Origin of the sequence: Streptomyces monomycini (genome assembly GCF_022271435.1) — a bacterium.
Classification (GTDB): domain Bacteria; phylum Actinomycetota; class Actinomycetes; order Streptomycetales; family Streptomycetaceae; genus Streptomyces; species Streptomyces monomycini.
The window spans coordinates 21,137-33,160 of the sequence record NZ_JAFIQY010000032.1; the positions used below are offsets into that span (position 1 = coordinate 21,137).

The window sequence follows — 12,024 nt, forward strand, 5'->3', positions numbered from 1 at the left end:
CGATGTATACGTGCAGTGTAGAGTCTCCGCCATGCCCGCTGAAGCCGCCCCCTTCGCACCGGTCGCCGCCCTCCCCGCCCCACGCGGCATCTCCACCACGACCCTCACCGCAACCCCCGCCCCGGCCTCGGCACCCTCCGTCTCCGCTCCCGCCCCCTCCTCCAACCGCGCTACCAACCGCGCCTCCCACCGCGCCTCCGCCCTCGCGCGGCTCGCCGTCCCCGTGCTGCCCGCCCTGCTGGCGCTGGCGCTCGGCCTGTGGGGCATCCGGCGGGAGAACAGCCTGTGGCGGGACGAGGCCGTGACCTGGCAGGTCGGGCAGCGTCCGGTGGCGGAGATCTGGGACATGCTCGGCCAGGTGGACGTCGTGCACGGCCTCTACTACGTGCTGATGCACGGCGTCTTCGAGCTCTTCGGCACCGGCCCGGCGGTACTCCGGATGCCGTCCGTCCTGGCCGTCGTCGCGGCCGCGGCCGCCACCGCATCGGCCGGCCGCCGCCTCGCCGGGCCGTGGGCCGGCCTCGCCGCCGGGCTGGTCCTCGCACTGATACCCAACGTCCAGCACTACGCCCAGGAGGGCCGGGCGTACGCGCTGGTGACGGCCGGCGTGGCGGTCGCCACCTGGCTTCTGGTGAGCGCGGCGGGCACACCGGAGAACGGAGCGGCGACTGTATCGCGGCGCCGCCGTACGCGCTGGGCGGGCTGGGCGGGCTGGGCAGGTTACGGGGTGGTCATGCTGACCACAGCCCTGCTGAACTGGTTCTCGCTGTTCGTCCTGCCCGCGCACGCTGTCACCGTGCTCGTCGCCCGCCGCCGCGGTGCGCGCCCGCTGCTCGCCCCGTGGTCGGTGTCGGCCGCCGTGGTGCTGGCGGGCGCACTGCCGCTCATCCAGGCCAGCCGGGCCCAGTCGGACCAGGTGTCGTGGATCAAGCCCGTCGCCGTGTCCACGGTGCTGGGCATCGGCGTCCTGCTGCTCGTGGCGCTGGTGTGCGCCCGCGCCCCGTATCCGGGCCGGGGCCGCGCGCCCCTGTCACCGGCCTCCGTCGGGCTGCCTCTGCTCGCGGTGCCGCAGGCCGGTCTGCTGCTGGCCTCCGTCCTCGTGGAGCCCGTCTATCTGGACCGCTACGTCCTCTACACGAACCTCGGCTTCGCCCTGCTCCTCGGCGTCGGCGTCGCCGCTGCCGTCCAGGCGCTCCCGGTCCGTACGTGGGTGCTGCTCGCGGGCGTGACGGCGACCGCTTTCGTGGCGCTGCTGCCCGTGGAGACCGGCCTGCGCGAGCCGAGTAGCCGGGCGGACGACGTGCTGCGGGCGGCCGACCGGGTCGCGGCGGCCGCGCGCACGGGCGACGGCGTGCTGTTCATACCGGCCGCCCGGCGCGACACGGCGCTGGTGACGCCGTCGGCCTTCACCGGCCTGGACGATCTCGCGCTGGCCGAGAGCCCGGCCGCCTCCGGCACCATCAAGGGGGTCGAGGGCAGCGCCGAGCACATACGTACCGCCATGCTGACCAAGTCCCGCATCGTGGTCGTCACCGACACCCGCCGCGCCGCGCCGCCCGCACCCGTACGCGAGACCGAGAAACTCCGCGTCCTCGGCCGGCACTTCGAACGGACCGGCCGCACGGACACCGTCGGCCGCCGCATAGAGGTCTACGAGAAGGTGCGGTGACCGGCCGCGGAAGCCCTCGGCATTCACCCCCCGCCGTACGGCTCCGGTGCCGTGTCCGGGCCGAACCTGACGACCAGATCGGCGCGCTCCCGCCCGGCCGTCACCAGGCGGGCGTTGGCCTCGTCCGAAGTGCGCACGAAACGCTCGGCGTGCGCGCGGGACTTGCCGAACCGCTCGTGCCGGTCGACCAGGCGCCGCACCCGTTCCGCGTCGTCCAGGTCCACGTACCAGACCTCGTCCAGGCACTCCCTGGCATCCGTCCACGACGGCTCGTCGAGCAGCAGGTAGTTGCCCTCGGTCACGACGAGCGGCACGTCGGGCGCCACGGGGACGCTGCCCGCCACCGGCTCCTCGATGCGGCGGTCGAAGGCCGGGGCGTAGACGGTGGTGCCGGGGGCGGGGGAGCGCAGGCGGGCCAGCAGGGCCGCGTAACCGGCGGCGTCGAAGGTGTCCGGCGCGCCCTTGCGGTCCGTGCGCCCCAGGCGGCGCAACTCCGCCTCGGCGAGGTGGAAACCGTCCATGGGCACGAGCACCGCCGACCCGCCCAGCTCGGCCACCAGACGGGCGGCCAGGGTGGACTTGCCCGAGCCGGGCGGCCCCGCGACCCCGAGGAGCCGGCGGCGGGCCGGGGAGGCGGAGGCAGCGAGCGACCGGGCACGTTCGACGAGTTGTCGCAGGTGGGTGGGCCCGGTCATGGCCGTGCTTCCTGCTCGGCCGCTGCGGAACCCGCCGCTCCCAGTCGCCACAGCGAGGTCACCTCGGCGGCGCGGGCCGTGTGCAGGGGGTCGTCGGCTTCGCGGGCGCGGGGGTGCCGTGGCTGGATGTCCAGCCGGTCCAGGACCGTCAGGCCCGCCGCGCCGAACGCGGAGGTCAGCTCGGCGCGGGAGCGCAGCCCCAGGTGCTCGGCGATGTCGGACAGGATCAGCCAGCCCTCGCCGCCCGGTTCGAGGTGGGCGGCCAGGCCGTCCAGGAAGCCGTGGAGCATCCGGCTGCCCGGGTCGTAGACCGCGTACTCGACGGGGGAGGTGGGCTTGGCCGGTACCCACGGCGGGTTGCAGACGATGAGCGCCGCGCGGCCGGCCGGGAACAGGTCGGCCTCCAGGACCTCCACGCGGTCGGCCACGCCCAGCCGCTCGGTGTTCTCCCGCGCACAGGCCAGGGCCCTCGGGTCCTGGTCGGTGGCCACCACACGGGAGACGCCGCGCCGGGCCAGCACCGAGGCCAGGACGCCGGTCCCGGTGCCGATGTCGAACGCCGGGCCGGGGACGGAGGGGAGCGGTGCCCGGGCCACCAGGTCGACGTACTCGCCGCGCACGGGCGAGAAGACGCCGTAGTACGGATGGACGCGGTCACCGCCGAGCGCCGGTATGCGGACACCGTTTCTGCGCCATTCATACGCGCCGATCACCCCGAGCAGTTCGCGCAGCGAGACGATCAGGGGCGGGGCGGGGGAAGCCTCGGGGCGAGTTCCGGTGCCGTCCGAGGCGTCCGAGGCGTCCGAGGCGTCCGAGGTCTCCGGGGCGTCCGTGCCGTGCGGACCACCCGCGCCGTCCGGGCGCACCGCGCCGTCAGGGCCGTACGCCTGGAAGCACGCCTCCCGTACGTCGGGCGCGCGGCGCAGTGCGAGCCCGTAGCCGGGCTCCAGGGACACCAGCAGCATCCCCAGGATGCGGGCGCGCTGACTCTGCGCGGCCCGGTGCAGGTGGAAGGCCTGGGCGGGGTCGGCCGGCGGCCGCTTGCGCGGGCGGCGGTCGATACGGCGGGCCAGCGCCGTCAGCAGCTGGCGGGCGTTGTGGAAGTCGCCGCGCCACAGCAGCGCCGTGCCCTCGCAGGCGAGCTTGTAGGCGTCGTCGGCCTTCGTACGGTCGTCCGCGACGACCACCCGGCGGGGCGCCGGCGCCCCGCTCTCGGAACGCCAGCGTGCGGTGCGGGCCGCGCCGGCCTCGGTCCACTCGACGGACTGCGGGGCCTGAAGTGTGTTCATTGCGTCCCAGGTAAGGGGCTGAGAAGTGACGTTCGACTCTACTCCGTGCCGGGGAGGGACCTTCGTCCCCTGTCTTCCGGGCGGCTCGGGGTAGGAGTATGGAAATAGTTGGGCATAGCACACGCTGTTGGTCGTATGGAGGCGTACATGGACACCCTGCCGGTCATTGTCGCGGTGGACGGATCTCCCGACAGCGAACGGGCGCTGCGCTGGGCGATCGAGGCCGCCCGGCTGCGGTCCGCGCCGCTCCAGATCGTGCACGTCTGGCCGTACGTGACCTCGGAGGGCCGCGCGGCGGCCGAATCCGGCATCGGCGACCCGGTCCTGGACGAGCTGCGCAAGACGCTGGACGGACAGGCCGACACGGCCGGTCTGCCGGGCCTGGAATTCCGCAGTCTCAGCGGGCTCACCGACACCCTGCTGCCCGCCCTCGGCGCCGAGGCGCAGCTGCTGGTGCTCGGCTCGCGCGGGCGCGGCGGCTTCGCCAGCCTGCTGCTCGGCTCGAACGGCATGGCGTGCGCGGCGCACTCGGAAGGGCCCGTGGTGGTCGTGCCGCGCCCGGACCGGGCCGGCGCCGGGCTCGGTGCCGACGGTGAGGTGGTCCGCCCCGACCCGCCGCAGGTCACCCTGGGCGTCGACGCCTCCTCGGACGAGCCGGGGGCGATCGGCTTCGCGTTCGCCGAGGCGAGCCGCCGCGGCGCCCGCCTCAAGGTGGTCTCCGGCTACGCCTGGCCGATGCTGACACCGCCGTCCTTCGAATACATCGCGGCCTACGAAGGCACCCAGCAGGAGTACGAGAACGCGCTGGTCGAGCAGGTGACACAGACGCTCGCGCCGTACCGGGAGCGCTACCCCGAGGTGGCGGTGACGGCCGAGCTGCGGAACGCGGACGCGGCCGGGCAGCTCGTCGAGGCGTCCAGGGCCAGCGATCTGGTCGTGGTCGCCCGGCACCGCAGGCGGCTGCCGGTCGGCCGCCGGCTCGGCTCGGTCGCCCACGCCGTACTGCTGCACGCGGTGTGCCCGATCGCGGTCGTGCCGGAGGACACGGAGCGCAGCGGGGCAGCGGAGTAGCGCGAGCACTTCTCTCCCTGCCCCTCTCCTCAGGCGATGCCGAACGCCTCCGCGTAGCGCACCGTGCCGCGCGGAGGCGTGCTGCCGTCCAGGGACAGGGCCAGGAACGCTTCGTCCGGCCACTCCTGGGGCGGCAGGACGCCGAAGCGGGAGGCGGGCTCGAAGCCGAACCTGGGGTAGTACGGCGGGTGACCCAGCACGACGGCCGTCCGCTCGCCGGCCGCCCGGGCCGCGTCCAGCAGCGCCCGGATGACCGCGCTGCCCGCGCCCTGCCGGTGGTACTCGGGCAGCACCGCGCACGGCGCGAGCGCGACGGCCGGCTCGCCGGATATGTGACAGCGGGTGAGCAGTGCGTGCGCGACGACGGGGGCGGGTGCGGCCGGGGTGCCGGACGGCTCGGTGACGGGCGGCTCGGCGACGGGCCCGGCCACGTACGAAAGGCCCGGCAGCCAGGCTGCCGGGTCCTGCCGCAGCGCGTCGACGAGGTCGGCCTCACCCGCGGTCTCGAAGGCGGCCAGGTTGATCCGGCGGACGGCCGGGATGTCTTCGGGAGTCTCGGGGCGGCACTGCCAGTTGTTCATGCCCACATGGTCGCACCGGGGTCTGACAACCCGCCCGGGATTTTCCGCCCGCCTCGGCCTTCGGACGGGCGGCGGGCCGGGACGGCCTCCGGTACCCGGCTTCCGGCACCCGGCACCACCCGGCCCCCGACATCCGGCCCCGGCTTCCGGCAGGCGGTCAGTCCGAGCCGGCCGCCGAGAACGCCGCGTCCCGGCGCTCCGGCCTGCGCATCAGGAAGACCGCCGCGGACCCGGCCGCGAACAGCGCGAACACCGACATGGCGGTGCTGATCCACGACACGCCCAGCCACTGGCCGCCCACGTAACCCAGGCTCACCCCGTACGCGGCCCAGGCCAGTCCGGCCAGCGCGGACCACGGCAGGAACTCCCGGACCGTACGGTGCGCGACCCCCGCGCCGAGGCTGACCACCGACCGTCCGGCGGGCGCGAAGCGGGCCAGGACGACGATGCCGCCGCCGCCCCGTGTCAGCGCCGCGCCGAGCCGTTCCTGTGCGGCGGTCAGCCGCCGGGAGCGGGCGATGGCGCGGTCGAACCGGTCGCCGCCGCGCCAGGCGAGCCGGTAGGCGACCATGTCGCCGAGGACCGAGGCGGTCGCGGCGCACAGCACCAGGGCCAGCATCTCGGCGATGTCGGCGTCACCGCGTACGGAGGTGGAGACGCCCACCGCGCCGGCCGCGGTACGGGTGCCCGCGGCCGTGGTGGCCGCGGTGATCACCAGGACACCGCTGGGCAGAATCGGTACGAAGACGTCGAGAAGTACGGAGAGTCCGACGATCGCGTAGACCCAAGGGGTGTCGCTCAACGACCCCAGGCTTTCCAACAACGTCCTTCTCCTGATCCGATCCCCTGCCGCGACGTCGCATCGGCGGCTGGGGCGGCTGTACCGCCATACAGCGTACGCCTGGGCCGCCCGCCGTGACGTTCCAGGGCGCACGGTGTTGTCGGCTTCACACCCCTGGGGAACCGCCTCGGGCGGCACGGTCACCCGTCTGCTCCGGCCGTGGCGCAAAAGAGCGCGGCTTTGGGCATGTTATGTGCCGAAATGGTCGCCTTGTGAAGCGCGCAAACAGGGTGCTCCGGAGCGGAACGGCACACGAATGGAGACAGGGATGCAGACGTTGAAGGAGTCGTCAGCGGCGTCGGAAGAGGTAGCGGCGTCAGTGGCGTCGAAGGCGTCGAAGGCGTCGGAGAGCGCGGCGGGACCGGCCGCCGGCGGCGGGCAGGCGGTGCACGGCGGACGGGCCGGGAGCGGCGTGACGCCGGCGCCCATGCCGACGCGGGCGCGCCGGCGGGCGGCCGCCAGGACGGCGGGCGCCTCCGCGGCGGCCCTCGCCACGGCGGGCACGCTCCTGCTCGCCCCGGCGGCCGTCGCGGCGGACGGCGACAAGGTCACGAAGAACACCGTCCAGCAGGACTACTCCGTCACCATCGCGGCACAGTTCACCCGCCCGAACGGCGCGATGCTGAGCAGCGCGCTGACGTACGACCCCAAGCTGGTGCCCGTGAACTCCCGCGTCACGGTCAGTGAGCGTGCCGACAGCAAGCACACCCGGGTCGGCCTGCGGGTGTCCGGTCTGGTAGCGAACCGCACCTACGGGGCGCACGTCCACACGGGGACGTGCGGCGTCCGCCCGGACAGCTCGGGGCCGCACTACCAGCACCGCAAGGACCCGCGCACGCCGTCCGTCGACCCGGCGTACGCCAACCCGAAGAACGAGGTCTGGCTGGATTTCACGACCGACGGGCGGGGCGAGGCGAGCTCCGCGTCCCGGAACGCCTGGCGCTTCCGGTCCGGCGAGGCGCGGTCCGTGGTGATCCATGAGCGCCGTACCGCGACGAAGGCCGGGGTGGCGGGGACCGCCGGCCGGGTGGTCGCGTGCTACTCCGTGCCGTTCAACCAGTCGAAGGAAGCCGCGAAGGCCGTCTCCGGTCTGCTGACGAGGCTCTTCTGACGGTGGCGCCGGTGAGGCCCGGCAGCGGGTGAAAGAGCGGCGGCCCCCGGTACGTACCGGGGGCCGCCGCTCGTCGCCGGGTGGCAGCCGCGCGGGCCGCCGGTCTGCCGTCAGACCGCGCTCGGCTCGCGCCGGGCGTCCGCCGTGGCGTCGGCCGGCTGCCGGGAGCGGAAGAACAGGCGGTCCAGCGACCAGGAGCCGGGGCCGGTGAAGGCCAGCAGCAGGAACGCCCAGCAGAACAGCACGGACAGCTCGCCGCCGTTCTGCAGCGGCCACAGGGACTCGCCGGCGTGCACCGAGAAGTACGCGTACGCCATCGAGCCGGAGCTGATCAGGGCCGCGGCGCGGGTGCCCAGGCCCAGCATCACCAGGACGCCCCCGACGAACTGGATGACGGCCGCATACCAGCCGGGCCAGCTGCCCGCGGGCACGGTGAGCCCCTTGCCCATCGCGCCGCCGAGGATGCCGAACAGCGAGGACGCGCCATGGCAGGCGAAGAGCAGGCCGGTGACGATGCGGAAGAGCGAGAGGGTGTGCGGCTTGATTCGTTCGGTGAACTCGGTCACCGGGGATTGAGCGGACATGAAGGAACTCCTGCGGTTTCGGGGACGGGAACCGACAAGGAGAAAGGTTAGGGAGACCTAATAGGTACTTGCAAGTTCAACATCTGGCCATATCCGGCCGTTGGCCGAAAAAAAACGGTCATGGCGTGAAGTGGCGCCCGCGCGTCCGCGCGCGACGGCGGAAATGTTTGTACTGGCCACCGAAATCACCCCGGGATGCCCCGCAATACGCCTGTACGCCGGGCGGAATGCCCCGGCGGCGGCAGAGGTCCGGCCGGGCGGAAAGCGCGGCGACAGGTCAGGTAAAAGCGCGGGTAAAGGAGTCGGTGACAGGGCGGGCGGGTGAGGGGGAAGATACGGAAAAGGCGGCTGCTCGCCCCTGCCGGACGAGAACGCCCCCAGCTCCTGTCCGACTCGCCTACGCCCCTGCCTCTTCCCCGCCCCTACCCCTCTACCCCTCCTCGGCCTCCTGCCGGCCCGTCAGCTGCTCGTCCCAAGCGCGGACCAGCCGCGCGCCGCCGCCCTGCTCGCGCTGCGCCTGGTCCAGCCGCAGCCGTGCCGAGCGCCCGTTCAGCGCCAGGGTCATCAGCTGGTTTCCGAACCACGGGCCGCCCGTGCGGCGCCAGCCGATCGACGGCCGGTCCAGCCGGGCGTGCCGGGCCAGCGCGTGACCGAGGCGGCGGCCGAGCCGGCTCCAGCCGAAGCGGAAGCCGGCCCGCATGGTGGCGGGAATGCTGTTGTGCACGGGGGAGCACGTCAGCTGGAGCACGCGGGCGGCGGGCGCGGAGCCGTCGCGCCAGTGCGGCTCGGCCACGTACGCGTGGTGCACGTCGCCGGACAGCACGCACACCGTCGCCGGTGCCGCGTCGCCCGAGCCGGCCTCGGCGAGCAGGCCGGTGAGCGCGGCGAAGGAATCCGGGAAGGCCGCCCAGTGCTCCAGGTCGGCGCGCTGCCGCAGCGACTCGCTCCGGCGCGCCCAGCGCGCGCCGCGCGCCCCGGCGCACAGGGCGGCGTTCCAGCCCTCCGCGTCGTGGATCAGGTTCGGCAGGAGCCAGGGCAGCGAGCTGCCGATGAGCAGGTGGTCGTACGCGCCGTGGTCGGCCAGCACCTGTTCGCGCAGCCACTCCGCCTCGGCCGGGTCGAGCATGGCCCGCCGCCCCTCGTCCAGGACGCGGGTGGCGCGGGTGTCGACCATGACCAGCCGTACGCGGCCGAAGTCGCGGCGGTAGCTCCAGCGCGCGCAGCCCGGGTCGGCGTCGGCCGCCGCGGCGAACTCGCGCACCAGGTCCGTGCCGTCCGGCAGGGCCCGGACCCGTGCGTACAGCTCGTCCTTCTCCAGCTCGGCGGGGGAGAGGTTGCCCAGGTGCTGGTACACCCAGTACGACATCAGGCCGCCCAGCACCCGCTCCCGCCACCAGGAGGTCGCGCGCATCCGGGTCTGCCAGGCGGCCGAGGTGTTCCAGTCGTCTATGACGTCATGGTCGTCGAAGATCATGCAGCTGGGAACGGTGGACAGCAGCCAGCGCACCTCCGGGTCGAGCCAGGACTCGGCGTACAGGTGGGTGTACTCCTCGTAGTCCGCGACCTGCTGCCAGGGCGGCTCCGAGGTGTCGCGGCGGGAGGCGAGCAGCCGGGCGGTCGCGTCCGAGGTCTGGTCGGCGTACACCTGGTCGCCCAGCAGGAGCAGGACGCTCGGGCGCCGGCGCGCGGGGTCGGCGGCGAGCGCGGCCGCGAGGGTGTCCAGGGCGTCCGGGCCCACCGGGTCGTGCGCGTCGGCGGGCGGCGCGGCCCAGCGGCAGGAACCGAACGCGACCCGAAGGTGCTGGTCCGCCGGATCGCCGCCCGGGGCCGCCGGTGTGTGGATCGTGCTCTGCGGGAAGCGGCTGCCGGCCTGCGGCCAGACCTGCTCGCCGTCCAGCAGGACCCGGTACGGGGTCTCGCTGTGCGGGGTCAGCCCGGCGACGGGCACCAGCGCGTAGTGGTGTCCGGCCACCTGCCACGTGCGCTCGGCGCCGCCCGCGCCGTTCTCGCAGCGGACGTGCACCTCGCAGGGCCGGTCGGTCTCGACCCACACCGTCGCGCTGATCTCGTCCACGTACCGCAGCAGCGGCCCCAGGAGCAGCCCGGCCATCGGTGATCCTCCCCTCGTACGGGCCGGTGCCCGTACGTGTGTGCTCAGAGGATAGAAGCCGGTCGCGGGGCGACGGGACGGCTTCGGCCTCCTCACGGAGAAAGACGGAGCCGTCCGGTCGTACGGTTGCGTCGTCCGGTTACCCGGTTGTCCGGTTACCTGACTGTATGGTCATGTGCCGATCGGGCGGGACCACCGGAAGTAACCATTCATCAGCAGGGCCGTGCGGGAGCGGTGCTCAGCAGCGGTCCAGGATCTTCTTCAGCGCCGCCTTCTCGGCCGCGTCGGCCGTCAGCCCGTACACGTGTTTCACCGACACCCACATCCGGGCGTACGTGCAGTGGTACGAGGTCTTCGGCGGCAGCCACTTGGCCGGGTCCTTGTCGCCCTTCTCCTGGTTCACGTTGTCGGTGACGGCGATCAGCTGCGAGTGGGTGAGGTCGTTGGCCAGTTCCTTGCGGCGCTCGGTCGTCCACTTCGAGGCGCCGGACTTCCACGCCTCGGACAGCGGGACGACGTGGTCGATGTCCACGTCGGACGCCTGGTTCCACACGCCGTCGTCGTAGGCCGACTTCCAGGTGCCGCTGGTCGCGGCGCACTTGCCGTCGGTCTGCACGTTCTCGCCGTCCCGCTTGAGCACGACCTCGCGGGTGTTGCAGTTCTTGCCCTGGTCGGACCAGTGCGGGAACTTGTCGCGGCTGTAGCCGTCCTGCGAGCCCTGGGGCGCTTCCTTGATCTGGGCGAGGTACGTACGGGCCGTGGCGGCGTCCGGCGGGGTGGGCGGCGCGGCCTGGGCGCTCTGGGTGCCGAGCACCAGCGTGCAGGCGAGGGCGGCGGCGGACCCGGCGGCGAGCGATACGCGACGCGCGTAGACCTTGGGCATGCGAACTCCCTGTCGGTGGGGGGAAGTCGAGGTGCGGAACGGAGCTCATGGTGGCGCCGTGGGGTTACCACCGGACGGGCTCCAGGTAACAGAGTGACGACATGCCCACGTCAGTTCAAGGGGTTGACGTGACGTCACCCGCCCCCGGCGCCCCGGGATGTGGCTCGCGCGGGCGCGTGCGCCCCCTCCGGAGCGCCGGCCTCCGCCGTGGCGTATCCGGCGCGCCCTTCCGCCGCCGCCCTACAGTGAGCGCGTGCTGCTGCCGGTCAACGCCACCCTCGGGGCCGTTCTCGCCGTCCTGCTGGCCGCCGCCGTGGCCGCTGCCGCGCTCGCCCGCCTCGGCCACGCGCGGGCCGTCGCCCTCGCGGGCCTGCGCGCCGCCCTCCAGCTCGCCGCCGTCTCGTACCTCATCGGCTGGGTCGTCCGGGCCGTGCCCTGGCTGCTCTGCTTCCTCGCGCTGATGTTCACGGTCGCCGTACGGACCGCGGGCCGCCGCCTCACCCCGAACCGCACCTGGTGGTGGGCGGCGGTGCCGCTGGCCGCCGGGGTCGTGCCGGTCGTCGGCGCCCTGCTGCTCACCGGCCTGGTCCCGCCGCGCGGCATCAGCCTCATCCCCGTCACGGGCATCCTCATCGGCGGCGCCCTCACCGCCACCGTTCTCGGCGGACGGCGGGCCCTGGATGAGCTGGACGCGCGGCACGGGGAGGTGGAGGCGGGGCTGGCGCTGGGCCTGCTCGACCGGGAGGCCCGTATGGAGGTCGCCCGTCCGGCCGCGTCCGACGCGCTGCTGCCGGGCCTGGACCAGACCCGCACCGTGGGGCTCGTCACGCTTCCCGGGGCCTTCGTCGGCATGCTGCTGGGCGGCGCGTCACCCGTTCAGGCGGGCGCCGTGCAGATGTTCGTGCTGGTGGCGCTGCTCGCCGTACAGGCGGTGGCCGTGGCGGTGGTGCTGGAGCTGGTGGCCCGCGGGCGGCTGCACCGCGTACCCTTGGCCGCAGCAGAAGGGGAGTAGCTCTTCGCCGGACCGTCGACATACTGCCCGCCCGTCGGCCGTCACCGCCCAGGTGACAGGCCGCCCGCGGTGGGCCGGCGCCCGGAGCGTGGCAGGGGACCGGTGTCCCTGCCGCGCCAGCGAGACCTTCGGCCGCAGTGTTTGCGCACACGAAACGTGTGCGCAAGAGACGCTGCCG

At 73.8% G+C, this 12,024-nt stretch carries 11 protein-coding genes; 4 read left to right on the forward strand and 7 right to left on the reverse strand.

Going from position 1 to position 12,024, the window contains the following annotated elements:
- Positions 1 to 31 precede the first annotated feature (31 nt).
- Positions 32 to 1,669 (forward strand): glycosyltransferase family 39 protein, encoded by a 1,638-nt coding sequence (locus JXZ78_RS28605; RefSeq protein WP_238783441.1) that lies wholly within the window; start codon positions 32 to 34, stop codon positions 1,667 to 1,669.
- Between the two features lie 23 nt (positions 1,670 to 1,692).
- On the opposite strand, the gene JXZ78_RS28610 is transcribed toward JXZ78_RS28605, so the two are convergent.
- Both JXZ78_RS28610 and JXZ78_RS28615 read right to left on the reverse strand, forming a co-directional pair.
- Entirely contained in the window at positions 1,693 to 2,364 is a 672-nt protein-coding gene (locus JXZ78_RS28610) for a nucleoside/nucleotide kinase family protein (protein ID WP_033039927.1), read from the reverse strand.
- Entirely contained in the window at positions 2,361 to 3,653 is a 1,293-nt protein-coding gene (locus tag JXZ78_RS28615; protein WP_033039924.1) for a methyltransferase, read from the reverse strand. Before JXZ78_RS28615 ends, JXZ78_RS28610 begins: the two co-directional genes overlap by 4 nt.
- Before the next feature lie 147 nt (positions 3,654 to 3,800).
- On the opposite strand from JXZ78_RS28615, the gene JXZ78_RS28620 reads away from it, so the two are divergent.
- On the forward strand, positions 3,801 to 4,724 hold the full coding sequence (locus tag JXZ78_RS28620; RefSeq protein ID WP_030024391.1) for a universal stress protein: 924 nt from the start codon (positions 3,801 to 3,803) through the stop codon (positions 4,722 to 4,724).
- 29 nt (positions 4,725 to 4,753) lie between these two features.
- Here JXZ78_RS28620 and JXZ78_RS28625 read toward each other — a convergent pair whose 3' ends face one another.
- Both JXZ78_RS28625 and JXZ78_RS28630 read right to left on the reverse strand, forming a co-directional pair.
- On the reverse strand, positions 4,754 to 5,305 hold the full coding sequence (locus JXZ78_RS28625) for a GNAT family N-acetyltransferase (RefSeq protein ID WP_030024390.1): 552 nt from the start codon (positions 5,303 to 5,305) through the stop codon (positions 4,754 to 4,756).
- 157 nt (positions 5,306 to 5,462) lie between these two features.
- The gene (locus JXZ78_RS28630) at positions 5,463 to 6,128 is read right to left on the reverse strand and encodes a DedA family protein (RefSeq protein ID WP_030024389.1); all 666 of its coding nucleotides are present in this window, start codon (positions 6,126 to 6,128) and stop codon (positions 5,463 to 5,465) included.
- Between the two features lie 286 nt (positions 6,129 to 6,414).
- Here JXZ78_RS28630 and JXZ78_RS28635 point away from each other — a divergent pair, with 286 nt between their 5' ends.
- Positions 6,415 to 7,257: a superoxide dismutase family protein gene (locus JXZ78_RS28635; protein ID WP_238783442.1), complete on the forward strand. Its 843-nt coding sequence runs from the start codon at positions 6,415 to 6,417 to the stop codon at positions 7,255 to 7,257.
- A 110-nt stretch (positions 7,258 to 7,367) separates the two neighbouring features.
- On the opposite strand, the gene JXZ78_RS28640 is transcribed toward JXZ78_RS28635, so the two are convergent.
- The 3 genes from JXZ78_RS28640 to JXZ78_RS28650 form a co-directional block, all read right to left on the reverse strand.
- A complete protein-coding gene (locus JXZ78_RS28640) occupies positions 7,368 to 7,841 on the reverse strand; it encodes a DoxX family protein (RefSeq protein ID WP_030024387.1) in 474 nt (157 codons plus the stop codon).
- 430 nt (positions 7,842 to 8,271) lie between these two features.
- Complete coding sequence (locus JXZ78_RS28645; protein ID WP_030024386.1) at positions 8,272 to 9,951, reverse strand: alkaline phosphatase D family protein; 1,680 nt, start codon at positions 9,949 to 9,951, stop codon at positions 8,272 to 8,274.
- A gap of 238 nt (positions 9,952 to 10,189) precedes the next feature.
- A complete protein-coding gene (locus tag JXZ78_RS28650) occupies positions 10,190 to 10,834 on the reverse strand; it encodes an HNH endonuclease family protein (protein WP_030024385.1) in 645 nt (214 codons plus the stop codon).
- Positions 10,835 to 11,087: 253 nt separating this feature from the next.
- Between JXZ78_RS28650 and JXZ78_RS28655 the strand changes: the two genes are divergently transcribed.
- Positions 11,088 to 11,846: an ABC transporter permease gene (locus JXZ78_RS28655; protein WP_030024384.1), complete on the forward strand. Its 759-nt coding sequence runs from the start codon at positions 11,088 to 11,090 to the stop codon at positions 11,844 to 11,846.
- The last annotated feature ends 178 nt before the right edge of the window (positions 11,847 to 12,024 follow it).

Bases quoted from the DNA above. Each gene is read 5' to 3' on its own strand.
- JXZ78_RS28610 (WP_033039927.1), bottom strand. From the start codon at position 2,364: ATGACCGGGCCCACCCACCTGCGACAACTCGTCGAACGTGCCCGGTCG.
- JXZ78_RS28635 (WP_238783442.1), top strand. From the start codon at position 6,415: ATGCAGACGTTGAAGGAGTCGTCAGCGGCGTCGGAAGAGGTAGCGGCG.
- JXZ78_RS28605 (WP_238783441.1), top strand. From the start codon at position 32: ATGCCCGCTGAAGCCGCCCCCTTCGCACCGGTCGCCGCCCTCCCCGCC.
- JXZ78_RS28615 (WP_033039924.1), bottom strand. From the start codon at position 3,653: ATGAACACACTTCAGGCCCCGCAGTCCGTCGAGTGGACCGAGGCCGGC.
- JXZ78_RS28620 (WP_030024391.1), top strand. From the start codon at position 3,801: ATGGACACCCTGCCGGTCATTGTCGCGGTGGACGGATCTCCCGACAGC.
- JXZ78_RS28625 (WP_030024390.1), bottom strand. From the start codon at position 5,305: ATGAACAACTGGCAGTGCCGCCCCGAGACTCCCGAAGACATCCCGGCC.
- JXZ78_RS28650 (WP_030024385.1), bottom strand. From the start codon at position 10,834: ATGCCCAAGGTCTACGCGCGTCGCGTATCGCTCGCCGCCGGGTCCGCC.
- JXZ78_RS28645 (WP_030024386.1), bottom strand. From the start codon at position 9,951: ATGGCCGGGCTGCTCCTGGGGCCGCTGCTGCGGTACGTGGACGAGATC.
- JXZ78_RS28640 (WP_030024387.1), bottom strand. From the start codon at position 7,841: ATGTCCGCTCAATCCCCGGTGACCGAGTTCACCGAACGAATCAAGCCG.